A 25,261-nucleotide genomic window follows, 5' to 3' on the forward strand; every position below is an offset into this window, starting at 1 on the left:
GGCAGCAACCTGCCGGGCGGATATTGATGAAGAAACTCAGGCGGTCTTCTTCTCGTCGTCGTCGTCGTCGTTGACTTCCTCGAAGTCCGCATCGACGACCTTTTCCTCGCCTTCGCCATCGGCTTCGCCGTCACCGGCTTCGGCCTGGCTCTGTTCATACATGGCCTGACCAAGCTTCATGGAAACTTCCATCAGAGTCTGGCTCTTGGCCTGAATGTCCTCGGCGTCCGGATCCTCGGCTTCCACCGCGGTCTTGAGCGCGGCGATCGCGTCGGCGATTGCGGTGCGATCTTCCTCGGTGACCTTGTCGCCATAATCCTTCAGCGACTGCTCGGAGGAATGGATCAGACTTTCGCCCTGGTTCTTGGCTTCGACCACGGCGCGACGCTTCTTGTCGGCTTCGGCATTGGTTTCGGCTTCCTTGACCATCGCCTCGATGTCGGCGTCGGACAGGCCGCCAGATGCCTGGATGCGGATCTGGTGCTCCTTGCCGGTGCCCTTGTCCTTGGCCGAGACGTTGACGATGCCATTGGCGTCGATATCGAACGTGACCTCGATCTGCGGCACGCCGCGCGGGGCCGGCGGGATGCCGACGAGATCGAACTGGCCGAGAACCTTGTTGTCGGCCGCCATTTCGCGTTCGCCCTGGAAAACCCGGATCGTCACCGCGTTCTGATTGTCTTCAGCGGTGGAGAAAACCTGGCTCTTCTTGGTCGGGATCGTGGTGTTGCGGTCGATCAGGCGGGTGAAGACGCCACCAAGCGTCTCGATGCCGAGCGACAGCGGCGTGACGTCGAGCAGCAACACATCCTTGACGTCGCCCTGCAGAACACCGGCCTGAATGGCGGCGCCCATGGCAACCACTTCGTCCGGGTTGACGCCCTTGTGGGGCTCCTTGCCGAAGAACTTCTTCACCACTTCCTGGATCTTGGGCATGCGGGTCATGCCGCCGACCAGAACCACTTCGTCGATTTCCGCCGACTGAAGGCCGGCATCCTTGAGAGCAGCCTTGCACGGCCCGATGGTGCGCTGGACGAAATCGTCGACCAGGCTTTCGAACTTGGAGCGGCTGAGCTTCATCGTCAGATGTTTGGGCCCGGAGGCATCGGCCGTGATGAAGGGAAGGTTGATTTCAGTCTGGGCCAGGGAAGACAGCTCGATCTTGGCCTTTTCAGCAGCTTCCTTGAGGCGCTGCAGCGCGAGCTTGTCCTTTCTAAGGTCGATGCCCTGCTCTTTCTTGAATTCGTCGGCGAGATAGCCAACCAGGCGCATGTCGAAATCTTCACCACCGAGGAAAGTGTCGCCGTTGGTCGACTTGACCTCGAAGACACCGTCGCCGATCTCGAGGATCGAGACGTCAAAGGTGCCGCCGCCCAAATCGTAGACCACGATGGTCTTGCCTTCGGTCTTGTCCAGACCATAGGCAAGCGCCGCGGCAGTTGGCTCGTTGATGATGCGCAACACTTCAAGGCCGGCAATCTTGCCAGCGTCCTTGGTGGCCTGACGCTGGGCGTCGTTAAAATAGGCCGGAACGGTGATGACGGCCTTCTCGACCTTTTCACCAAGATAGGATTCTGCGGTTTCCTTCATTTTCTGAAGGATCATCGCCGAAATCTGGGCCGGCGAATAGCTGTCGCCATTGGCTTCAACCCAGGCATCGCCATTGTCGCCGCGGACGATCTTGAACGAGACAAGCTCCTTGTCCTTGGTCACAGCCTTGTCTTCATAACGACGACCGATCAGACGCTTGACCGCAAACAGGGTGTTTTCCGGATTGGTGACAGCCTGGCGCTTGGCCGGCTGGCCGACCAGACGCTCACCATCTTCGCTAAAGGCCACCATCGACGGTGTAGTGCGTGCGCCTTCCGCGTTTTCAATCACGCGGGCCTCTTTGCCATCCATCACTGCGACGCAGGAGTTGGTCGTTCCGAGGTCGATACCGATTACTTTCGCCATTTTATTTTCTCCTTGAAGCGAGCTGCCGGGACCCGGTCAGGCGTTCCATTCGACAGCCCCTAACGGGACATCACTGAAAACAGGATGACCCGTGTCATCCGTTTCCGCCGCCAAAGCCAAGACCGCATCAAAGCAGTGCTCGCCGGAAGCGTTGAGCCGTATATAAGAATGTCCCCTGCAGACTGCAAGCGTCATGGGAAACGCAGGTGACGCGACATCGCCGGTTTTTTGCAAATCATTGGGATGCAACTGATTTTTCGAGCAAACCAGAGTGAAGTTGATGCGTTTCAATTGCCCATCAGGATATCCAGCAGGGTGGTTCGCCTGCTGCTTTCGGGTTGTGACGGGGTGGTCCCCACTGCCGAAGGCGGCGTCAGAACGGTTCTGTCGGTGGCACTTGCCGCATCGCGCGGGACCGGCACCGGCGTGAGATCGCGCACCAGTTCGGCCATGGCATCGCCCTGATCGGAAGCGGGGCCATCGATTGTGGCGGGCGGCGCCGGCCCGCCGACCGGCAGGTTGGCCGGGGGCAGACCGGAATGCGCAGCCTGCATGAATAGTTTCCAGGTTTCGGCAGGCAGACCGCCGCCGGTCACATTCTTCATCGGCTTGCCATTGTCATTGCCGAACCAGACACCGGTGGCAAGATTGGCCGTGTAGCCCACAAACAAGGCATCGCGATAGGACTGGGTGGTGCCGGTCTTGCCTGCCGCCGGCCAGCCATCAAGGCGGGCCTTGCGGCCGGTACCTTCCTCGACGACCCGCACCAGCATCTGGTTCATCATCGACGCCACTGCCGGATCAATCACCCGGGGCGGATTTGCATAGGCGTTCTGATACAGCACCTTGCCATCGTGGGTGGAGACGCGGCGGATGACATGTGGCGTCGCCTTGTAGCCACCATTCATGAACGGGGCATAGGCGCCGGTCAGCTCCAGAAGAGTCACTTCCGACGTGCCCAGCGCGATCGACGCATTGGCCTGCATCGGTGCCTCTATGCCAAGCCGTTTGGCCATCTTGACCACGGTCCTGGGGCCGACTTCCATGACCAGCTGTGCCGCAACCGTGTTGAGCGAGTCTGCCAAGGCGTCGGACAGGGTAACCGGCCCGCGGTATTTGCCGGTGTAGTTTTCCGGCGTCCATTTGCCGATCCTGACCGGTGCGTCATTGCGAATCGACAGCGGGGTACGGCCCTGCTCAAGCGCTGCGGCATAGACGAAGGGCTTGAAGGCCGAACCTGGCTGACGCAAGGCGTCGGTGGCGCGGTCAAACTGACTGGTGGCATATTCGCGGCCGCCAATCAGCGCCCGCACGGCTCCGGTTCCATCGATCGACACCAGCGCTCCCTGGCTGACATTGAGCTTGGCGCCTTTTTCCTCAAGCATTGCCTTCAGCGCCTTTTCGGCCTCTCGCTGAAGCTGGAAATCGATTGTGGTCTCAACCACCAGATCATCGGTAATCTTGCCGACCAGATCCGGCAGGCGCTGCATCACCAAATCAGCGACATAGTTTTCCGAGCCGGTCCAGTAGCTCTTGGCGCGCACCTGCGGACTGGTCAGCGCCGTGGCAATTTCGCTGTCTGTGACCACTCCATGATCGCGCATGGCAGCCAGCACCACCTGCGCCCTGTCTTCGGCCGCCTTGGGGTCGCGCGCTGGCGACAGCCGCGACGGCGCCTTCAGCAAACCGGCCAGAAGCGCAGCTTCCGCAAGCGATACATCCCGTGCCGGCTTGCGGAAATAGCGCCGTGAGGCGGCTTCAACGCCGTAGGCGCCGGAGCCGAAAAACACCCGGTTGAGATACATCTCAAGGATCTGGTCCTTGGTGAACCGATGCTCGAGCCACAGCGACAACAGCACCTCCTGTACCTTGCGCTCGATCGTCCGCTCGGGGGAAAGAAACAGGTTCTTGGCCAGTTGCTGGGTAATGGTGGAGCCGCCCTGGACCATGCGGCCGGCCATCGCATTGGCCAGCATGGCGCGGGCCAGCCCGATAGGATCCACGCCGAAATGGGAATAGAAACGGCGATCCTCGATGGCAATCACTGCTTCGGGGATATAGGGCGACATCTCGCCAAGCAGCAGAGCTTCGCCACCGGTCGCGCCGCGATTGGCCATGGTCTCGTTGTTGACCGAAACGATCTTGACGTTCGGCGGGCGATCGGGGATCGACCAGGTGGCGGCACTGGGCATCCGCGCGCCATAGAAAATGACCACGCCGGCAATGGCAATGCCGCCCCAGATCCCCAGCACACAACACCAGTAGATGGTCGACCGCAAAATGCCGGAAAGCCTTCCGCGCGACGTGCGCGCCCTGGACTTGCGGGCTTTCGTCCGGGGCTTCTTCCGGGCTCTGGACTGCGTGGCTTTTGGCGTGTTCTTGCCGGCGACACGATCATCGGCAATCGTCCGGGAACTTCCCCGCGAGCGCCCGCCTTCAAACGAAGGTTCAATGCGGCTTCGGGTTGTTTTCTTGCGCGCCATGAAGGGTCCGGATGCTGATGCGGCCCGGATTGCTCCGCATTCAAGAATGTTGCGACAGCGTTCCAGGTCCTGGTTTGACAGCAATTCCGGTGGAAGACATGCACTGTCCCATTCCGAAACTGCCCGGCGATCTGGAAACACCCTAAATGCGACGATTTAAGGGGTGGTTAAGGAAACCACCCCTCTCACTCCCGAAGATCGGCAATTTGGCAACCGCGATCAACCGCGGGCGCTATCGCACGGACAAAGCGGCGAGAATGCGGACCCAGGATCTGATTCCCTTGGAAAAGGATGTCAGGTCATACTTCTCATTGGGAGAATGGATGCGGTCGTCGGTGAGACCGAAGCCGCAGAGCATCGACTGCAGACCGAGAATGTTCTGGAAATCGCCGACAATGGGAATGGACCCGCCCATGCCGATCATCACCGCCGGTTTCGGCCACTCGTCGGTCAGCGCGGTGCGCGCCTTGGTGACCACGGGTGAATCGAATGGCAGCTGAATCGCAGGCGATCCGCCATGCGGTGCAAAACTTGCGGTGCAATCGGCCGGCAGACGGGCTTCGACATGAGCCCGGAAGGCGGCGCGGATCTGGTCGGGATCCTGTTTGCCGACAAGCCGGAAAGAAACCTTGGCCGAAGCCTCGGCTGCAATCACGGTCTTGAAGCCGGCGCCAGTGTAGCCGCCCCACATACCGTTGACCTCGGCGGTCGGCCTTGCCCAGGTCAGCTCGAGCACCGAGCGGCCCTGTTCGCCAGATGGAACTGACAGGCCAACTTCGCCCAGAAAACTTTCGGCCGTCTTGCCGAGGCTATCCCAGCTGGCCAGCACCTGGGCCGGGGTTTCCTCGACACCGTCATAAAACCCGTCAAGCGTGACCCGTCCGGTTTCATCATGCAGGTCGGCGAGGATCTTGGAGAGAATGTGCAACGGATTGGCCGCTGCACCGCCAAACAGGCCGGAATGCAGGTCACGATCGGCGGCATGGATGGTCACTTCCTCGCCGACGAGGCCACGCAGTCCGACAGAAATCGCCGGGGTCTCGGTGTCCCACATGCCGGTATCGCAGACCAGCGCGCACTCGGCCTTGAGCTCCTCAACATTGGCCCTGAGAAACGGCTTGAGCGATGGCGAGCCGGATTCTTCCTCGCCTTCGAACAGGATGGTGATGCGACACGGCAAGGAACCGGCGGCGGCCTTCCAGGCCCGGCAGGCCTCGACAAAGGTCATCAGCTGGCCCTTGTCATCGGCCGCGCCACGGCCGGTAATTACCTTGCGGCCCGGTGCAATCTCCTGGATTGCGGGCTCGAATGGCGGATTGGTCCAGAGATCGAGCGGGTCGACCGGCTGGACGTCATAATGTCCGTAAAACAGATAATGCGGCGCGTCCGGCGTCGCGCCGGGATGGTGCGCCACGACCATTGGATGACCGGTGGTATCGCGCAGACTTGCATCGAAACCGAGCGATGTCAGCTCATCGACCAGCCATTGGCCTGCACGGCGGCATTCCGGCGCATAGGCCGGATCCGTCGAGATCGACTGGATGCGCAATAGCTCGAACAGACGCTCGAGGCTATCATCAATATGGGCGTCGGCAGCGGAAAGGGCGGCGGTCAGGTCTGACATGAGGTGCTCCGGAAGGGAATCAGAAGCCTGCAGATTAGCGCCACGACCGGACAAAAGAAAAGCCGCCATGGCCGGAGGGGGGAAGGCCATGGCGGCGTATTGACAGGACAAGGGCCATAAAGGGGGGCGGGGCGGCCCTTGTCCTTGGTCCGGAAGCGGCGGGGGACGAGCCGGAGTTCCAGACATCGGCTTTATTCGTTCGCCGGTACTTCGAATTTGGCCCCGCGAATGTGGCTTTTCAAGGACACGAAGTATTTCGAAAGATTACAATTTGGTAACCATTGTGTGATCGCGACAGCACTTCAAATTCATCTGGTCAGCTTATCCCTTGATTTCAACATATTAGGAGAAGCTGAAGCGGCAGCGCGCAAGGCCGGCAAAGTGCTCCGGCAATCATGGTCGATGCGATCAATCCCAGCGTCCGACGACAAAACCGCAGCGCCATGCCGAATTTTGCTCGCCTCCGGCCGTGTGTCGGGGGCTTGGGAAAACCAATATGGGCTTGAGCGGATCACCTCCCCGAACGCTCATCGAGGTTCTGTGAAGAACGCCTCTTTGCATTTTGCAGCCCCATCGACACAAAGCGTTGTGGACCTTGGCAGCACCCCGCGCTAATCCTTGCCTCATGAAAAAAGGTGATCATCTCTTCCTCGTCGACGGTTCGGGCTATATTTTCCGGGCCTATCACGCACTTCCGCCGCTGACGCGCAAATCCGACGGCCTGCCGGTCGGGGCCGTGGCCGGTTTCTGCAACATGCTGTGGAAGCTGATGTCGGAGACGCGCGACACATCCGTGGGTGTGACACCAACGCATTTTGCGGTGATTTTCGACTATTCGTCGAAAACCTTCCGCAACGAGCTTTATCCCGACTACAAGGCCAACCGTACAGCGCCGCCGGAAGATCTGGTGCCGCAATTCGCCGTTATCCGCGAGGCCACACGTGCCTTCGACCTGCCCTGCATCGAGATGGAAGGATTTGAGGCCGACGATCTGATCGCCACCTATGCGCGGCTGGCGCGCGAAGCCGGCGCCGATGTCACCGTGATCTCGTCGGACAAGGACCTGATGCAACTGGTCGGCCCGCAGGTGACGATGTACGACAGCATGAAGGACCGGCAGATCGCCGTGCAGGACGTCATCGACAAATGGGGCGTGCCGCCCGAAAAGATGATCGATCTGCAGGCGCTGACCGGTGATTCGGTCGACAACGTGCCGGGCATTCCCGGGATCGGGCCAAAAACCGCGGCACTGCTGATCAGCGAATTCGGCGACCTCGACACGTTGCTGGCGCGCGCCGGCGAGATCAAACAGAACAAACGCCGCGAGAACATCATCGAATTCGCCGACAAGGCACGCATCTCCCGCGAACTGGTGCGGCTCAGGGATGATATCGATATCACCGAAAAGCTTGACGAGCTGGTGCTCAATCCACTCAATGGACCCAAGCTGGTGGCATTCCTCAAGGGTATGGAATTTGCATCGCTGACGCGGCGGGTGGCCACGGCCACCGACACCGACGCCAGCGCGGTCGACGCGGCGGAAATCGCTGTCGATGCTGCTGCTGACATGCGGGGACCCGATCTGGATCCGGGCCAGGCTGTTTCGGCGGGCGGCTCTGGCACGTCTGCGGGAACCACCGAGGGCAGCGATACACCGCAGGGACTGGCCAAGCGGCGCGCAGATGCTGCCGCGTCGGCCGGGATCGACACCAGCGCTTACGAAACGCTGCGCGAACTTGACCAGCTCAGGGCCTGGTGCGCGATGGCGCGCGAAACCGGCATGGTGGCGATTGACACCGAGACCACCTCACTGGATGCGATGCAGGCCGAACTTGTCGGCTTCTCACTGGCAATCCCGCTCACCGCACCGGATACCGGCGAGCTGAAGGTCAGAGCCTGTTATGCGCCACTTGGCCACTCCAATGGTGTCGGCGATCTGCTGGGCGGCGGCGGCGCACAGCCCGGACAGATGCCGATGCGCGCGGCGCTGGATGAACTCAAGTCGCTGCTCGAGGATCCTGCGGTTCTGAAAATCGGACAGAACCTGAAATACGACATGCTGGTGCTGGCGCAACATGGCATTTCCATCGAGAGCTTCGATGACACCATGCTGCTGTCCTATGTGCTCGACGCCGGACAGGGCGGGCACGGCATGGATCCGCTGGCGGAACGCTGGCTCGGGCACAAGACCATCAGCTACAAGGACATCACCGGATCGGGCAAGAGTGCGATCCCGTTTGCCGAAGTCGATATCGACAAGGCAACCGCCTATGCCGCCGAAGACGCCGACGTGACGCTTCGGCTGTGGCATGTGCTCAAGCCGCGGCTGGTCTCGGAGGGCCTGGCAGCGGTCTATGAGCGGCTTGAGCGGCCGCTGGCACCGGTGCTGATGCGCATGGAAAACCGCGGCATCCGTGTGGACCGGCAAATCCTGTCGCGGCTGTCAGGCGAATTGGCGCAGGGCGCAGCGGCGCTCGAAGCCGAGATTCAGGCGCTGGCCGGCGAGAATTTCAATGTCGGCTCACCCAAGCAGCTCGGCGAAATCCTGTTTGACAAGATGAGCCTGCCGGGCGGGTCGAAAACCAAGACCGGGCAATGGTCAACATCGGCCCAGGCGCTGGAGGATCTGGCAGCGGCCGGTCATGAACTGCCCCGCAAGATCGTCGACTGGCGGCAGCTGACCAAGCTCAAATCCACCTATACCGACGCTCTGCCGGGGTTCATCAACCCTCAGACCCAACGGGTGCACACATCCTTTGCCATGGCGGCGACCACCACCGGGCGGCTGTCGTCCTCGGATCCGAATATCCAGAACATTCCGGTGCGCACAGCCGAAGGCCGCAAGATCCGTACTGCGTTCATCGCCGAGCCGGGCAATGTGCTGATCTCCGCCGATTACAGCCAGATCGAACTCCGGGTGCTGGCGCATGTCGCCAATATTCCGCAACTGACGCAAGCGTTTTCCGATGGCGTCGATATTCACGCCATGACCGCGTCGGAAATGTTCGGCGTTCCGGTCGACGGCATGCCCCCGGAAGTGCGCCGCCGCGCCAAGGCGATCAATTTCGGCATCATCTACGGGATCTCGGCCTTTGGCCTGGCCAATCAGCTCAGCATCTCGCGGTCCGAAGCCGGCGAGTACATCCGCAAATATTTTGAACGCTTTCCCGGCATCAAGGACTACATGGAAGCCACCAAGGCAGAGGCCAAGGAATATGGTTATGTGACCACCATCTTCGGCCGCCGGGCGCATTATCCGGAAATCCGCTCGTCCAACCCGCAGGTCCGCGCTTTCAACGAGCGTGCCGCCATCAACGCCCCGATCCAGGGCTCGGCCGCCGACGTGATCCGCCGGGCCATGGTGCGGATGGAACCAGCATTGGCAACCGCCGGCGTCGAGGCGCGGATGCTGCTGCAGGTGCATGACGAACTGATTTTCGAAACCGCCAAGGAAGATGCCGAGACGATCATTCCCTTGATCGTCTCGGTCATGGAAAATGCTGCCATGCCCGCCGTCGACATGGCCGTGCCTTTGGAAGTCGACGCGCGGGCTGCACTGAACTGGGACGAAGCGCACTGATGGCCGCGCCTTCCTCCAATTCGGAATTGGCGGTATTGACCGGCGATATCGTCGGTTCGGCGAAATTGGATCCAGGCCATCTTCGCACATTGCTGGACGAAATCTGCCAAGCCGCCGTGCGTTTTCAGATCCCGTATCCGGGTAGCATCATCGGGTCGGCTGATGTGTTTCGTGGCGATTCCTGGCAAATTGCCGTGGCGGCTCCCCAACTCGCGCTGCGGTTTGCGGTTTATGTCCGGGCCACGGCCATTGCTTCGGGACTGGCAGATACACGGATTTTCCTGGGCTTCGGCACCTCATCTTCCATTCATGAGCGGACGACTTCCCTATCCACCGGCGAGGCCTTCGAAATTTCGGGAAGAGGTGTCGACGGCCTGAGGTCCGAACGCCTCGGCATTTCATTCGGCAACAAAGCAACCACTGCTGCAGCGTTCGGCAAAGCCGCTGCGGCATTGCTGGATGCATTGATCCGAGACTGGACGCCAAAGCAGGCCGGTGCGGTGCGGCAGGTCCTGGAGAAGCCGGGACTTTCGGACGCCGCCATCGTTGGTGATCCCGCCAGCGATAGCGAAAGGCGCAATTTCACCAAGCTTCGCAATCGCGCGCATTGTGACGCCATCCTTGTTGCTCTGGAAGAGTGGGAGGCGCTGCCACGATGGGCAAAGGGTCCAAATTCGGACCCCTGACTGACCTGGAACCATATTCGGTTCCTTTTTTACTTTGGTACCAATAACGGTTCCCGTTTAAGGCAGGATGATCGGACACGCGATGGCCACCGAGACATTTGCTCTGTTGTTGATAGCGCACTTGCTGGGGGATTTCACGCTCCAGACCGAGTTCATGGCGATGAACAAGAAGCGCATCAGTGTCCTTGCGCTGCACATCCTCATTATTACGGTGTTGGGTATGTTGGCCATCGGCCAGTTTGACTGGAAACTGCTGGGAACGCTTGCACTTACCCATTTCCTTATCGATTTCATCAAGGCACGCAACAATGGATCCAACCTCACCTGGTTTGTCGCCGACCAATCTGCCCATGTTGCTGTGCTCGTTGCCCTTTCAATTCTGTTGCCCATTGATGTCAGCCAGTCACTGCATCTGGGCCTGCTTGATCCAGACAGCCGCAACGCCATCTTTAAGGTGATCATCCACGCGTCCGGCCTTATTCTTTGTGTCACCACTGGCGCCTATGTAACCGGCTTGGCGGTCAAACCCTTCACAGATGAAATCGGGACCGCGCTGAACGGGTTAAAGACTGGCGGACGGATTATCGGACAACTTGAACGGTTCATGGTGTTCATGTTCACATTGACAGGAAACCCGACAGGCATCGGATTTCTCATCGCCGCAAAATCGATTCTCCGCTTTGGCGATATTACCAATCCGGATCAGCGGAAGATTGCAGAGTATGTCATCATCGGATCGCTGATAAGCTTTGCTTGGGCCATCACCGTCTCACAGCTCACGATTTTCGCAAGCAAACACATCACTGCCGGCTGAGCCGGCAGCTTGCAGCACAAACCCGCGCATAATTTGATAGCTATCGCACACAGCCGAATCACCAAAATGTGACGCGCTTGCGGCTGGCGTTTATTTGACGGCATCATGACCGTGTGGTGTGTGGATGTAACTTTGCCGCCTGAGGAGAAATGCCATGTTGAAGTCGCTGAGCGTACTTGCCGGCATGTTGATTGCAACGCTCGCCCTGCCAGCCACACCCTGGGCTGCCGACCCGGATCCACGCGACTGGGACGCAGTGCTGGCTGAAGCCAGGGGGCAAACGGTTTATTTCAACGCCTGGGGTGGATCGGAAAATATCAACAGCTATATCGGCTGGGCCGGAGAAACGCTGAACCAGCGCTTCGGGGTCAAAGTGATTCACGTCAAACTCGATGACACCGCCAACGCCGTGGCCAAGGTGCTGGCCGAGAAGGCCGCTGGCAAGAACGAGGGCGGCTCTGTCGATGTCATCTGGATCAATGGCGAGAACTTCGCTTCGATGAAACGCCAAAACCTGCTGATGGCGCCGGACTGGACCACGGGTCTGCCCAACTGGGTTTATGTCGACCATGAGAACATGCCGACAATCCTGACCGATTTCACCATCCCGACCGATGGGCTCGAAAGCCCCTGGGGCGGGGCCAAAATGGTGTTTTTCCATGATACTGCCCGCACTCCAGCCGACAGCATACCGCACTCCTCCGTTGAACTGCTGGAATGGAGCAAGGACAATCCCGGCCGCTTCTCCTACCCGCAGCCACCGGATTTCATCGGTTCGTCGTTTCTCAAGCAGGTTCTGATCGAGACCATCGAAGACAAGTCCAGGCTGAGCCAGCCGGTCAATGCGGCGAGCTTCGCCGAAGATGCGGCGCCGCTGTTTGCCTATCTTGATGACTTGCACCCGAATCTCTGGCGCGGCGGCAAGGCCTATCCGCAGAACTATCCCGACATGAAGCAGAAGCTGGCCGACGGCGAACTCGACATCATTTTTGCCTTCAATCCGTCGGAAGCCTCGGCGGGCATTGCCGCGGGCGAACTGCCCGACACCGTGCGCTCCTTCAGCTACACGGATGGCACGCTTGGCAACACCCACTTTGTCGCCATCCCCTACAATGCAACGGCCAAGGCCGGGGCGCTGGTGCTGGCAAACTTCCTGATTTCGCCCGAAGCTCAGCTCCGCAAACAGGATCCGGCGCTGTGGGGCGACCCGACCGTGCTGTCGATGGACAAGCTGTCGGCCGAAGACCGCGCGGCGTTCGCGGCGCTGGATCTCGGCGTCGCCACGCTGACACCGGATGAACTTGGCCCGACGCTGGATGAGCCACATCCCGACTGGATGGAGTATATCGAGCGCGAATGGCTCAGACGCTATGGCGTAGCCAACTGAAGCGCGTGATGTGCCGGCGCGGGACCCTATAGAATGACCGGCGACATGCGCCTGGCGCGGCTGGCGCCTCCCCTGACGCTGGCAATTCTGCTTGGCCCGCTGTTCTTCGGACTGGCGGGAACCGCACTTCCGGCGTTCGGCTATCTGCCGGAACTCGGCGGGGAGAAATTCACCACCCAGCATTTTTCCGCTCTCGCCGCGGTTCCGGGAATTCTCCGCTCCTCGGTGCTGTCGATCCTGATCGGATTGGTCACCACGCTGGTGTCGCTGGGCACGGTCGCAGCCTTTGTCGCCAGCGATCTGGGAACCGCCGGATTTGCGCGGGTACGGCGGATGATTTCCCCGCTGTTGTCTGTGCCGCATGCGGCGGCGGCGTTCGGTCTGGCTTTCATGATTGCCCCTTCGGGCATGATCATGCGCCTGATTTCGCCATGGGCCACCGGCCTTGACCGGCCGCCCGATCTGCTGATCGTCAATGACCCGATGGCGCTGTCGATGATGGCCGGCCTGATCGTCAAGGAAATCCCGTTCCTGTTTCTGGTGACCCTCTCCGCCCTTCCGCAGACACGGCATATGGAAACCATGCGGCTCGGACGCTCTCTGGGTTATGGCCGCATTGCCAGTTTCACTTACCTGCTGTGGCCACCGCTCTACCGGCAGATCAGGCTGGCGGTGTTTGCCGTGGTTGCCTATGCCAGCTCTGTGGTCGATGTGGCGTTGATTCTGGGGCCGCATCTGCCACCGACCCTGCCGGTTCGGCTGATCACCTGGATGAACGACCCGGATCTCAGCATCCGTTTCCTGGCGTCGGCCGGCGCGGTGGCGCAGCTCGGCGTGACACTGACGGCGCTGCTTGGCTGGGTCGGGCTCGAGCGTTTGGGTGCGCTGCTGGTGTGCAACAGCCGCAGTGCCGGGCGGCGATTGCGCCGTGATACGGTGCTGCGTCACGGCGCGCGCGCTGTCATGATCGCCTCGGCAGCGGTGGTTTTCGGGGGAATCGCCATGCTGGCGGTGTGGTCGGTTTCCGGCCTGTGGCAGTTCCCCGACGCATTGCCGTCCAGTTTCAGCTTGCGCAGCTGGACCCAGGCGCTGCCGCGCATGAGCGGGCCGCTTCAAACCACCTTGGCTGTCGCAGGACTTTCCACGCTGATCGCGCTGGTGTTGACCATCTTGTGCCTCGAGCGTGAATACGAGACTGGCCGCGGGCGGGGCGGCGGAGCCCTGCTGCTGATCTATCTGCCGCTGATCGTGCCGCAGATTTCCTTCATGTTCGGTCTGCAGGTTCTGTCGATCTGGCTCGGCGTCGATGCCAGTTTTTCTGCGCTGGTGCTGGCCCATCTGGTGTTTGTGCTGCCTTATGTCTTCCTCTCGCTCAGCGATCCCTGGCGCGCCCACGATCGCCGCCACGACCTGATTGCCGCCGGCCTTGGAATGAGCCGGACGCGGACGCTTGTGCGGATCCGGCTGCCGATGTTGACGCGCGCCATCCTGACGGCGGCTGCGGTCGGGTTTTCGGTTTCGGTCGGGCAGTATCTGCCAACCGTGCTGATCGGCGCGGGGCGGCTGACCACGGTCACCACCGAGGCGGTGGCGCTGGCCGCCGGCGGCAATCGCCGCGCCATTGGCGTCTACGCGTTCATGCAGACGCTGTTGCCGTTTTTCGCCTTTAGTGTTGCAACCGGATTGCCGGGCCTGCTATTTCGCAACCGGCGGGGCTTGCGGGTATGACATTGGACAATCTGACCACCCATCAGGGACTGAGGCTCAGCGGCATCCATATCTGCCTTGGCGACCGCGTGCTGGTCGCGCTCAATGCCAGGGTCTTGCGCGGACAAACCCTGACAGTGATGGGCCCGTCGGGCTCGGGAAAATCGACGCTTCTGGCCTATCTGGGCGGATTTCTCGATCCGGCGTTTGAAGCCACTGGCCGGGTGTTCGTGGACGGCGTCGATCTGATCGCTCTCAAGGCGGAAAAACGCCGCGCCGGAATCCTGTTCCAGGATCCTTTGCTGTTTCCTCATCTCAGTGTCGCCGACAACATCGCCATCGCCATCCCGGAAACCGTGCGCGGCCGCAGGCAAAGACGCGCCCTGGCAGATGCCGCGCTTGAGGAGGCCGGCCTTGCCGAATATGGTGACCGCGATCCCGACACGCTGTCGGGGGGGCAAAAGGCCCGCGTTGCGCTGCAAAGAGTGCTGATGTCGCAGCCGCGGCTGCTGTTGCTTGACGAACCGTTTTCAAAGCTGGACGCCGGCCTGCGCGAGCAGACCCGGCAGTTGGTGTTCGACCAGGCACGCCGCGCAGGGCTGCCTGTCGTGCTTGTGACCCATGACGAGGAGGATGCACATGCGGCGGGGGGCCAGGTTCACGAGGTCGGACCGGCATGAGTGACATTGCTGCCCGGCATCGCGATCTTCCGGTCTCGGATGTGCTTGCTGCCTTGTGTGCCGCGCTCGCCGATGGCCCCAACGCGGTGCTGGCGGCGCCGCCAGGGGCGGGCAAGACCACGCTGGTTCCGCTGGCGCTGGCGGACGAAGCATGGCTCTCCGGCAAGATCATCCTGGTCGAACCGCGGCGTCTGGCAGCCCGGGCAGCAGCGCGCCGCATGGCCTTTATGCGCGGGGAGGAGGTCGGCGGAACCGTGGGGTACCGGATGCGGCTCGACACCAGGGTGTCTGCCAGAACCCGGATTGAAGTGGTGACCGAAGGCGTGTTCACCCGCATGGCGCTGTCATCGCCCGATCTCGACGGTATTGATTGCGTGATTTTCGACGAATTTCACGAACGCGCGCTGGAGGCCGATTTCGGTCTGGCGCTGGCGCTCGACATTCAATCCGGGCTGCGCGAGGATTTGCGCATTCTGGTGATGTCGGCGACGCTCGATACAGATCGCGTGGCGTCGCTGCTTGGCAATTGCCCGGTGATCGAAAGCCTTGGACGAAGCCACCCGGTCGAGATCCGTCATCTCGACCGAAGCCCCGGGGATCGCCTGGACGCGGCGATAGCCAGCGCCATCGAAACCGTGCACCGGGCCGAGACCGGCTCGATCCTGGCTTTCCTGCCCGGTCAGGGCGAAATTCGTCAGGTGGCGCGCCGTCTGGAAGGCCGGCTTGGGCCGCTGACCGACATCCAGCCGCTGTATGGCGGACTCCCTTCCCAGGACCAGGACGCCGCCATCAAGCCGCCACCGGAGGGACGGCGCAAGGTGGTGCTCGCCTCCCCGGTGGCCGAAAGCTCGATCACCATAGATGGCGTGCGCATCGTCATCGACAGCGGGCTCGTGCGGCAGCCGGTCTATGAGCCGTCAACGGGAATTACCCGGCTCGACACCATCCGGGCTTCACAAGCTTCTGCCGACCAGCGCGCCGGACGTGCGGGACGAACGGCACCAGGCATTGCCATTCGTCTCTGGCGCGCCGAGCAGACCCGAGCTTTGCCCGCCTTTGCGACACCGCAGATACTGGCAAGCGACCTCTCGGCCCTGGTTCTCGATTGCTTGGCCTGGGGTGTCACAGAACCCTCGGATCTGCGCTTTATCGAGTCTCCCCCGGCTCCGGCCATTGAGGAAGCCCGGCAATTGCTGAGAGGGCTTGGCGCGATGGACGAGAAAGGCGGGCTCACCCGACGCGGCAAACAGATCCGCGCGCTGGCGTTGCCGCCACGGCTGGCCTCGATGGTGGTGGCGGGACAGGAAGCTGGACAGGGTTTTGCCGCCGCCGAACTGGCGGTGCTGCTCACCGAGCAGGGACTCGGCGGCCAGGATGTGGATCTGGACACGCGATTGTCGCGCTTTCGGTCCGATCGCGGGCAAAGGGCGTCTCAGGCACGTGCCCTTGCCAGCCGGCTGGCGGGAGCGGGCACAACAAGATCCAGCGGCGGGGTTGCATCGGCGGCTGCACTGCTCGTGCATGCCTTTCCGGACAGGATAGCGCGGCAACGCGGCGGGCGGGGCCGTTTCATCATGGCCAACGGCCGTGGCGCCGCGATCGACGAGACCGACCGGTTGGCCGGCATCGAGTTTCTGGTGATCGCCGATCTGAGCGGCAAGGCCCAGGCAGCACGCATTCTGGCGGCTGCCGAGCTCACCGGCGAAGCGCTCGACGAGGTTCTTGCGCTCAGGGCTGTGTCTGCCGAGGACTGCCTATTCGACACCCAATCCGGGGCCGTGCGTGCGCGGCGGATCAGCCGGATTGGCGCCATCATTGTGGCCGACTCACCGCTGCCAAGGCCCGACGATCTGGCTGCGATGGCGGTGTTGTGCGCAGCCATTCGCAAGATCGGCTTCAAGGCCTTGCCGTTCTCGCGCGAAGGCCTGCAATTGCGCGACCGGATCGGGTTTCTTCACCAGAGTCTGGGCGCACCCTGGCCGGACGTCTCTGATCAGGCTCTGCTCGACGCTCTCGATCTCTGGTTTGCGCCCTATCAACCGGGCGTCACCTCGCTCAGGGCGATCAGCCGGGACGGACTGCATCAGGGTCTTCTGTCTCTGTGCGGCCCCGGCGCCCAGTCTGATCTGGCACGGCTGGCGCCAACCCATTATCAGGCGCCCACAGGAACGCGCGTCCCGATCCGCTATGAGGAGAAGAGCCCGGTCGTGGCTATCCGGGTGCAGGAGTTGTTCGGCGAAACCCGCCACCCTTCAATCGCGGGCGGGCGGCTGCCGCTGACGCTCGAACTGCTCTCGCCGGCGCAACGTCCGATCCAGACCACGCGGGACCTGCCGGGGTTCTGGAAGGGGTCGTGGGCCGATGTAAGAGCTGACATGCGCGGACGCTATCCGCGTCACCCCTGGCCGGAAAATCCGATGGCGGCGGATCCGACACGGCGCGTCAAACCGCGCGGCAGCTGAGCGCCGTCTGCCGCAAGCGCCGGGCTTCGGCGGCAGAGGCAAAAACCAATTGGGAAAGTCTTCGTTGATAGGCTAGAGCAGAACATATGAACGTGTTTCCTTCATTTCTTGATGACCCCTCGATCCGGCACCGGCTTCGGTTGCAGACTTTGACACGGTTGAGATGGATGGCGGTCATCGGCCAAAGTGTCACGGTGCTGATCGTTGCCCATGGCTATGGCTTCAACATGCCGGAACTGCTGTGTTTCGCACTGATCGCCTGCTCGGCCTGGCTGAATGTGTTCCTTTCGCTGCGGTTCCCTGCCGCCCATCGGCTTCCGCCGCTCGGTGCGACAGGACTGCTGTCTTTTGACGTTCTGCAACTGTCGGGGCTCTTGTTCATGACAGGCGGGCTGGCCAACCCGTTTTCGGTCCTGCTGTGCGTACCGGTGATCATTTCGTCGCCGCTGCAGCCCGTGCGCCACACCTTGAGCCTGAGTGCCTTGTCGGTGGCGTCGGTTTCGGTTCTGGCCTTCTATTCCCTGCCACTGCCCTGGTATCCCGGCAGCAATTTCGAAGTTCCGTATCTTCTCATTGCCGGGGCCTGGATTGCCATCGTCTCAACCACTGCATTTGCCGCATTCTATTCCTTTCAGGTGTCGGAGGAAGCCAACAAACTGACTGATGCGCTGGCGGCGACCGAACTGGTCTTGCAACGCGAACATCACATCTCCGCGCTGGACGGGCTGGCAGCAGCGGCAGCGCACGAACTGGGAACGCCGCTGGCGACGATACAGGTGGTGGCCCGCGAAATGGAAAAGGCGCTTGCCGACGACACCCGTTTTACCGATGATCTCATGCTGTTGCGCAGCCAGACCGAGCGGTGCCGCGATATTCTCAGGCGGCTGACGACGCTGTCGGCGGAGGATGAAGCTCATATGGTGCGGCTGCCACTGCGGTCGCTGATTGAAGAGGTCATCGCACCTCACCGCGAATTCGGCATCGCCATCGAGGTCATAGACCATGAAACCGACACGCCGGAAGCGGTTGGACGACGCAATCCCGCTATTCTGTTCGGACTCGGCAATCTGATCGAGAATGCGGTCGATTTCGCCCACAGCCTCGTCCGCGTGACGGTGGCCCATGACCGGGACCGGGTCGAAATCACCATAGAAGACGATGGTCCGGGGTTTGCACCGGACGTGCTGACCCAGATCGGGGTTCCGTTCATGAACCGGCGCAACCGGCAAGACAGGGAGAATGCCGGCGGCCTGGGTCTGGGACTGTTCATTGCCAAGACCCTGCTTGAACGGTCCGGAGCACACTTGGAATTTGCCAACCGGCCGGCTCCCGAAAGCGGTGCGCAGGTGAAGATAAGCTGGCCACGGGAGAAAATGGACCTGTTTGGTGCCGAAAAAGACAGGTGAAACGGACGTGGAACTGGAAAAATTCCAAAAAAGTATTAAGTCGGAGGTATAACTCCGCATTGCCAGCACCGGTGAGATGAATAATGATCGGCGAAATTTCCCAAGCAACCGAAATGCAATCCATCGGACCTGACGCAACTCTGTTGCTTGTCGACGATGACGCACCCTTTCTGCGCAGACTGGCGCGCGCCATGGAAGCGCGCGGCTTTGACGTCGAGATTGCCGAGAGTGTGGCCGAGGGTCTTGCCAAAGCCCGCACCCGAACGCCGAAATTTGCGGTGGTTGATATGCGGCTGGAGGATGGCAACGGGCTGGACGTGATCAAGGCGATCCGAGAACGCCGCGACGATACCCGGATCATCGTGCTGACCGGCTATGGCAACATCGCCACGGCCGTGACCGCAGTCAAGCTCGGCGCCATCGATTATCTGGCGAAGCCTGCCGATGCCGACGAAGTGTATGCTGCGTTGACCCGCAAGCCCGGCGAAAAGGCTGAAGTGCCGGAAAACCCGATGTCGGCAGACAGGGTGCGCTGGGAGCATATCCAGCGGGTGTATGAAATGTGCGAACGCAACGTCTCCGAGACTGCCCGGCGGCTCAATATGCACCGGCGAACCTTGCAGCGAATCCTGGCCAAACGGGCCCCGCGCTGAACCGGCCATACTGCAAGCCGGTTTAACCAGCCGCCAATTCCGCCAGCAACAACCGGTCCGCCGCCGAGCGGGCAAACCGCAACAGCATCGCCTTGCGGCTCGCCGCGGCGAGCCTGTGTTCAGGCGCGTCGCGCAGCAGGTGCGCCGACCATTCATCGGCGATGATCAGGCCGCAGTCCTGCGGGAACAGCTCCGGCGGAACGGCTGCATGGGTGGCAAAGAACAGCCGGTCGCAATGCTGCCTGTAGTCGGGCCACTTGCGGTCGGAGCGGAAATCCTCGACTGAGGATTTGATTTCCACGATCCAGATCTCGCCGGTTCCGCTCAGCGCCACCAGATCCGCGCGGCGGCCTGAAGCGAGCGGCAGTTCCGGCACCATCGACAGGCGCAAATCGGAAAAGAGGCGCTGCACACCCCGGCGCACCAGGAGCGCGCGATCGGATTGACGACGGTCAACAAGCGGATTACCAGTATGGGGCGAAACGATCGGCATGGTCTAAAGGTGCCACGGCTTCGGGTCGATCGCAACGCAAGTGGTGCCATGTTGCACAAAAGCAATGCGCCCTAAGAAAGCATGAAACATTCGATGGTTTTTTATCGGAAACAGTTGCATGGTTAAGACTTATTTAAAATATACACCATCACGTTGAGCGCGATTTCAAACCGGCGCTTACGCCTCGCTCTCGGAAGTTTTCAATATGATATCTCGCTTTTCGCTTACCGTCGCTGGATTGGTCGCAGCGCTTGCGCTTGCCGGCTGCTCTTCAAGCACCGGGGATGGCGGTTCCGGTGCCACTACGCAGATCTTCACTTCTGAGTATGGCTCGGTCGCCGACGCGGGCTATTCGATCCCGGCGGTTCCGATCAGCAAGCTCAACAAGCAGTTTTACCGCCAGATCGTCTCCTACAGCACCAAAGAAAAGCCCGGCACGATCATTGTCGACACGCCCAATCGCTTTCTCTATTTCGTGCTGCCGGGCAAAAAGGCCGTGCGCTACGGCATTGGCGTCGGAAAGGCCGGATTTGCCTGGGAAGGTGAGGCCTATATCGCGTGGAAGCGGGAATGGCCAACCTGGACTCCGCCGCGCGAAATGATCCAGCGCAAGCCGGAACTCGCCAAATATGGCGAAGACGGCATGAAGCCCGGACTGAACAATCCGCTCGGCGCACGTGCGCTGTACCTGTTCAACCAGAAGGGCGAGGATACCCTGTTTCGCCTGCACGGCACGCCGGAATGGGCGTCGATCGGCACGGCTGCCTCATCGGGCTGCATCCGGTTGATGAACCAGGACATCATTGATCTGTATGACCGGGTCCGTCCCGGCAAGGGCGCCCGCGTGGTGGTCAAGCAGTAAAGCGTGTCCGGTTCACATGGATTGATCTGAACGCTCGCCAACAAACCTCATTTCAAGGCGCTGCAGACCCCACCAAAGAGCCAGTAAAAAAAATCCCGCCCGGAACCGTCCCGGCGGGATTTTCCGTTCGTGCGGCGGATCGCAGTCCGCTGCACCTTGTCACCTCATCAGCCAGCGGCTGCCTTCAATTGCAGACGGCGGCGGTGCAGCACCGGCTCGGTATAGCCGCTGGGCTGGGCGCGGCCTTCGAGCACCAGTTCGACAGCCGCCTGGAATGCGATCGACTTGTCGTAATCAGCCGCCATCGGACGATAGGCCGGGTCGCCGTCATTCTGGCGGTCAACGACCACGGCCATCCGCTTCATGGTCTCGATGATCTGCTCTTCGGTCACCACCCCATGATGCAGCCAGTTGGCCATGTGCTGGGCTGAAATCCGGAGCGTGGCCCGGTCTTCCATCAGGCCGACATTGTTGATGTCGGGAACCTTGGAGCAACCGACGCCCTGATCGACCCAACGGACCACATAACCGAGAATGCCCTGCGCATTGTTGTCAATCTCGTGCTGGATTTCCTCGGGCGTCCAGTTGGGCTTGCTTGCCACCGGGATCGACAGGATGTCATCGAGCTTGGCGCGGCCGCGTGTCTTGAGGCCTGCCTGAACCTCCGCGACATTGACCTTGTGGTAGTGGGTGGCATGCAGGGTCGCCGCCGTCGGCGACGGCACCCAGGCACAGTTGGCGCCGGCCTTGGGATGAGCGATCTTCTGCTCCAGCATCGCCGCCATCAGGTCGGGCATGGCCCACATGCCCTTGCCTATCTGGGCGTGGCCGGCCAGTCCGCATTCAAGACCGATGTCAACATTCCAGTTTTCATAGGCCGCAATCCACGCAGACTGTTTCATGTCGCCCTTGCGGATCATCGGCCCGGCTTCCATCGAGGTGAAGATCTCGTCGCCGGTGCGATCAAGGAAACCGGTGTTGATGAACACGACGCGCTGGCTGGCGGCCCGGATGCACTCCTTGAGATTGACAGTGGTGCGACGCTCTTCGTCCATGATGCCCATCTTGATGGTGTTGGGCGCCATGCCGAGGGCTGCTTCAACGCGCCCGAAGATCTCGACGGCGAAGGCCACCTCTTCAGGCCCATGCATCTTCGGCTTGACGACATACATCGAGCCACTGGCCGAATTGGCGCGGCGGCCGTCGGGGCCAATGTCATGCAGGGCGATGAGACCGGTCAGGAATGCATCCATGATGCCTTCGGGGATCTCGTTGCCGTCTTGATCGAGGATGGCCGGATTGGTCATCAGATGGCCGACATTGCGGATGAGCATCAGCGAGCGGCCCTTGAGCGTGGCCGGCTTGCCGTTCGGGGTGCTGAATTCGATATCGCCATTGAGTTTGCGGGTGAAGCTCTTGCCAGCCTTGTGCACTTCCTCGGTCAGATCACCACGCATCAGGCCAAGCCAGTTGCGGTAGACCAGCGTCTTGTCTTCCGCATCGACGGCCGCGATGGAATCCTCGCAATCCATGATGGTGGTGACGGCTGATTCCAGGATCACATCCGAGATATTGGCTTTGTCTGACTTGCCGATGACACTGCCGGGATCGACAGAAACCACCACATGCAGGCCGTTCTTTACAAAATAGAGCCGGTAGGCATGACCGCTTTCGCGCTGGTAGCCGGTGTATTGGGTTGAATCGGCAAGGCCGGTTGGGCCACTCGCAGCCTGGATGCTCAGTTCCCCGCTGTCGAAATCGAAGCCGGTGACATCAGCCCATTTGGCACCGGCCAGCGGCACGCTCTCGTCAAGGAAGGCTTTGGCCCAGGCAATGACGCGGCCGCCGCGCTCCTCGTCGTAACCGCCAGCCTTGGGAAGGTCGCCCAGTGCATCGGTGCCATAGAGCGCATCATACAGAGAGCCCCAGCGCGCATTGGCGGCATTGAGCGCAAACCGCGCATTCATCACCGGAACCACGAGCTGCGGACCGGCAACCACAGCAATCTCCGGATCGACATTTTCGGTGGACACCTGAACCGGGCCGCCTTCAGGGAGCAGATAACCGATCGAGGTCAGGAAATTCTTGTAGACGTCGAGATCATGCGGCGCGCCATGGTCACGGTGCCATGCATCAATTTTTTGCTGCAACGTCTCGCGCTTGGCCAGCAATGCACGGTTCTTCGGAGCCAGATCCCGAATTGCATCGCCAAAAGCCTGAAAGAACCCTTCGGCCGTGACACCGGTTCCCGGTAGCGCTTCATTGAGAATGAAATCGTGCAGGTCAGCGCTGATGTTGAGGCCATTTTTTTCGATTCGTGTCACTTGGAGTCTCCGTCTTGCGGGCGCCGGGAGGCGCAGCCAGTCTGTACCATGACCGTGCCGGTCACGGCATTGCCTGTCAATTGAGCCAAGGTGAGAATGATTTATTCCAATCGGGAACAAATCATTTGACTGCCATGCGCGGTCGTCCGGACGCTGCGGCGGTGAACCGGGCTTCGATGAACTTTTCCAGCCCCTCGATCACCGGCATCTTGATCTCTTCGACGTGTTCGACAACCGGGTGATCGGCACCGCTGCGGATGGCGGCCTGACGGGCTTGCGTACCGGCCAAAAGCCTCGCCCGGTCAAAGGCAGCGGCGCGATCCTTGAAGATATGGTGTTCGCCGGCGCCGTTGACGGCGTAACGCCCCTCCTCCGGTTCGGTGACGAACACGATCACGGTTTCACGCACCTGGCCAACAACTGCGCCGACGGCATTGGCTACCCCGGCATGATGCGGGACGAAGCATTCGGTGTCGAGCATGTCGGCAACAGCGGGATAATGCACCGAAGCCGAGGCGCCAAGTGCCACCAGGGGCCGGTCTGGTTTGATCCCGAATCTGACAAGGCCCGGTGTGCGGCTCAGAGCACGATCAATGAAGGCCGATCTGGCAACCTCAATCCCGCTGATGCCGGCATCGGCTATCAGCGCCATCAACACGGCTTCCGCGCTCTGCCGGGTCAGGCGCGCTGAGACCATTTCAGCAAGCTCCCCCGGTGATTGAGCCACGGCAAGGCCAGACCCGGTTTTGCGACGGGCAAAGATTGCCGCACCAAATCGTGCCGCCTCGACATGCCACTGGTCCTGCCGGCCCAGCACATGCATGGCGTCTGATGGCGTGAATCCTGCTATCAACACCAGTCCGCGCCCCACCAGAGCGTCGAGCGTGGCGCGCTGAGACGTACCGGTCAACACCGTGGCAAGCGGCAGCGGTTCCCGTGTTATACGGCTATAGAGCGCTGCTTCCTGGACCGTGAGCCCGGACGCAAGCGTGTCCGGAAGCCCGGTTCTGAGCGCAAAACGGCCATCATCGCGTCCCGGGAAAGCCGACTGGGCCTGGCGTTCGAGATTGGCGAGCATCGGTTGCGGCCACAGGTGCGCGGCGAGGCTTAACGGCATCAGGCGGCGCGGCCCCAGGGTCAGACCGGCGTCAAAGCTGCCTTCCGCAAGCCTCACCTCGGAATCGCCGCCAAGCCCGCTTGTGTGCATGGCAACCGCCTCGACCATGGTGCGGTAACGTCCGACCGTGGCCCCCTCGGTGTCGAGCCGGGGCAGGCCGCCTTCGAGCACGGCCACATCGGTGGTGGTGCCGCCAATGTCGGATACAACGGCGTTGTCGAGGCCTGTCAGATGGCGGGCTCCGATCAGGCTCGCTGCCGGACCGGACAGAATGGTTTCAATCGGCCGGGTCAGGGCTTCCTCGGCCGAGATCAGCGCCCCATCGCCCCGCACCACCATCATGGGTGCGTTGATGTGGCGGCTGCGTAGATACCCGCTGGTGGCGTCGATCAGGCGCGCCACCATCGAAATCAGCCGCGCATTGAGCAGGGTCGTCAACGCCCGGCGCGGGCCACCGAGTCTGGACGACAGATCATGGCTGCAAGTGACCGGCAGGGACGTGCGCTGGCGCACAAGGTCACGCACCGCAATCTCGTGGGCGGGATTGCGCACAGCGAAGTATCCGGCAATCGCCACTGCCGAGACATCGCTGGCCAAATCATCAAGCTGCGCCTCAAGCGGGGCAAGATCGAGCGGCGTCTCATGGCCGTGCACATTGTGGCCGCCAACCAGATAGATAACCGGATCACTGCCCAGCGCTTCGGCCAGGCCATCACGTGCGAGATCCTGCGGGCCGAAACCGATCATCACCAGACCGGCCCCCCCCCCTGGCCCTCGACCAGCGCGTTGGTGGCAAGCGTGGTTGACAGCGACACCAGCCGCACACGGCCAACTGCATCTTCAATTTGGGCAAGCACCGCCTCAACCGCCCCGGACACGCCAACAGCCAGGTCATGGCGGGTGGTCAGCGATTTGGCCGACGCCACAACACCTTCGCTTTCACTGTACAGCACCGCATCGGTGTAAGTGCCGCCGGTGTCGATGCCCAAAAACAGAGGAGATGTCATGTCTTGCCGTCCATTCAAAG

Annotated in this window: 17 protein-coding genes and 1 pseudogene; 11 read left to right on the forward strand and 7 right to left on the reverse strand. The window is 61.4% G+C overall.

Annotated features, from left to right (window positions below; all coding sequences use genetic code 11):
- Nucleotides 1-36 precede the first annotated feature (36 nt).
- The 4 genes from dnaK to PZ897_RS19805 form a co-directional block, all read right to left on the reverse strand.
- Entirely contained in the window at nt 37-1,956 is a 1,920-nt protein-coding gene (gene dnaK, locus PZ897_RS19790; RefSeq protein ID WP_275754475.1) for a molecular chaperone DnaK, read from the reverse strand.
- Between the two features lie 36 nt (nt 1,957-1,992).
- Nucleotides 1,993-2,247, reverse strand: coding sequence for a hypothetical protein (locus PZ897_RS19795; RefSeq protein ID WP_275754476.1), 255 nt, complete (start codon nt 2,245-2,247; stop codon nt 1,993-1,995).
- Nucleotides 2,244-4,439: a transglycosylase domain-containing protein gene (locus PZ897_RS19800; RefSeq protein WP_275754478.1), complete on the reverse strand. Its 2,196-nt coding sequence runs from the start codon at nt 4,437-4,439 to the stop codon at nt 2,244-2,246. The genes PZ897_RS19795 and PZ897_RS19800 overlap by 4 nt, the downstream gene beginning before the upstream one ends.
- A gap of 232 nt (nt 4,440-4,671) precedes the next feature.
- Entirely contained in the window at nt 4,672-6,063 is a 1,392-nt protein-coding gene (locus PZ897_RS19805; RefSeq protein WP_275754479.1) for a M20/M25/M40 family metallo-hydrolase, read from the reverse strand.
- A gap of 228 nt (nt 6,064-6,291) precedes the next feature.
- Between PZ897_RS19805 and PZ897_RS19810 the strand changes: the two genes are divergently transcribed.
- The 10 genes from PZ897_RS19810 to PZ897_RS19855 all read left to right on the forward strand — a co-directional run bounded on the left by PZ897_RS19810 (nt 6,292) and on the right by PZ897_RS19855 (nt 19,438).
- Complete coding sequence (locus PZ897_RS19810) at nt 6,292-6,678, forward strand: hypothetical protein (RefSeq protein ID WP_275754480.1); 387 nt, start codon at nt 6,292-6,294, stop codon at nt 6,676-6,678.
- A gap of 10 nt (nt 6,679-6,688) precedes the next feature.
- Complete coding sequence (gene polA / locus PZ897_RS19815) at nt 6,689-9,643, forward strand: DNA polymerase I (RefSeq protein WP_275754481.1); 2,955 nt, start codon at nt 6,689-6,691, stop codon at nt 9,641-9,643.
- Nucleotides 9,643-10,329, forward strand: a complete 687-nt coding sequence (locus PZ897_RS19820) for a hypothetical protein (RefSeq protein WP_275754482.1) — start codon at nt 9,643-9,645, stop codon at nt 10,327-10,329. Before polA ends, PZ897_RS19820 begins: the two co-directional genes overlap by 1 nt.
- Nucleotides 10,330-10,411: 82 nt before the next feature.
- Entirely contained in the window at nt 10,412-11,143 is a 732-nt protein-coding gene (locus tag PZ897_RS19825) for a DUF3307 domain-containing protein (protein ID WP_275754483.1), read from the forward strand.
- Nucleotides 11,144-11,327: 184 nt separating this feature from the next.
- Nucleotides 11,328-12,530, forward strand: a complete 1,203-nt coding sequence (locus PZ897_RS19830; RefSeq protein ID WP_275754593.1) for an ABC transporter substrate-binding protein — start codon at nt 11,328-11,330, stop codon at nt 12,528-12,530.
- A 33-nt stretch (nt 12,531-12,563) separates the two neighbouring features.
- The gene (locus PZ897_RS19835; RefSeq protein WP_275754484.1) at nt 12,564-14,258 is read left to right on the forward strand and encodes an ABC transporter permease; all 1,695 of its coding nucleotides are present in this window, start codon (nt 12,564-12,566) and stop codon (nt 14,256-14,258) included.
- Nucleotides 14,255-14,917, forward strand: coding sequence for an ATP-binding cassette domain-containing protein (locus PZ897_RS19840; protein ID WP_275754486.1), 663 nt, complete (start codon nt 14,255-14,257; stop codon nt 14,915-14,917). The genes PZ897_RS19835 and PZ897_RS19840 overlap by 4 nt, the downstream gene beginning before the upstream one ends.
- On the forward strand, nt 14,914-17,379 hold the full coding sequence (hrpB, locus tag PZ897_RS19845) for an ATP-dependent helicase HrpB (RefSeq protein ID WP_275754487.1): 2,466 nt from the start codon (nt 14,914-14,916) through the stop codon (nt 17,377-17,379). The genes PZ897_RS19840 and hrpB overlap by 4 nt, the downstream gene beginning before the upstream one ends.
- An 86-nt stretch (nt 17,380-17,465) precedes the next feature.
- Nucleotides 17,466-18,785 carry an ActS/PrrB/RegB family redox-sensitive histidine kinase gene (locus tag PZ897_RS19850; RefSeq protein ID WP_275754488.1) on the forward strand — a complete coding sequence of 440 codons (1,320 nt, stop codon included), beginning with the start codon at nt 17,466-17,468 and terminating at the stop codon, nt 18,783-18,785.
- An 83-nt stretch (nt 18,786-18,868) separates the two neighbouring features.
- Nucleotides 18,869-19,438 carry an ActR/PrrA/RegA family redox response regulator transcription factor gene (locus PZ897_RS19855; protein WP_275754489.1) on the forward strand — a complete coding sequence of 190 codons (570 nt, stop codon included), beginning with the start codon at nt 18,869-18,871 and terminating at the stop codon, nt 19,436-19,438.
- 22 nt (nt 19,439-19,460) lie between these two features.
- On the opposite strand, the gene PZ897_RS19860 is transcribed toward PZ897_RS19855, so the two are convergent.
- Entirely contained in the window at nt 19,461-19,931 is a 471-nt protein-coding gene (locus PZ897_RS19860) for an MmcB family DNA repair protein (protein WP_275754490.1), read from the reverse strand.
- 205 nt (nt 19,932-20,136) lie between these two features.
- Between PZ897_RS19860 and PZ897_RS19865 the strand changes: the two genes are divergently transcribed.
- On the forward strand, nt 20,137-20,793 hold the full coding sequence (locus tag PZ897_RS19865; protein ID WP_275754491.1) for a L,D-transpeptidase: 657 nt from the start codon (nt 20,137-20,139) through the stop codon (nt 20,791-20,793).
- A 167-nt stretch (nt 20,794-20,960) separates the two neighbouring features.
- On the opposite strand, the gene PZ897_RS19870 is transcribed toward PZ897_RS19865, so the two are convergent.
- Together PZ897_RS19870 and PZ897_RS19875 are read right to left on the reverse strand one after the other, a co-directional pair.
- Nucleotides 20,961-23,117: a malate synthase G gene (locus PZ897_RS19870; protein ID WP_275754492.1), complete on the reverse strand. Its 2,157-nt coding sequence runs from the start codon at nt 23,115-23,117 to the stop codon at nt 20,961-20,963.
- A gap of 121 nt (nt 23,118-23,238) precedes the next feature.
- A pseudogene (locus tag PZ897_RS19875) lies at nt 23,239-25,241 on the reverse strand (hydantoinase/oxoprolinase family protein).
- Between the last annotated feature and the right edge of the window lie 20 nt (nt 25,242-25,261).

The sequence above is a fragment of the Hoeflea sp. YIM 152468 genome (assembly GCF_029210485.1).
GTDB lineage: Bacteria > Pseudomonadota > Alphaproteobacteria > Rhizobiales > Rhizobiaceae > Hoeflea.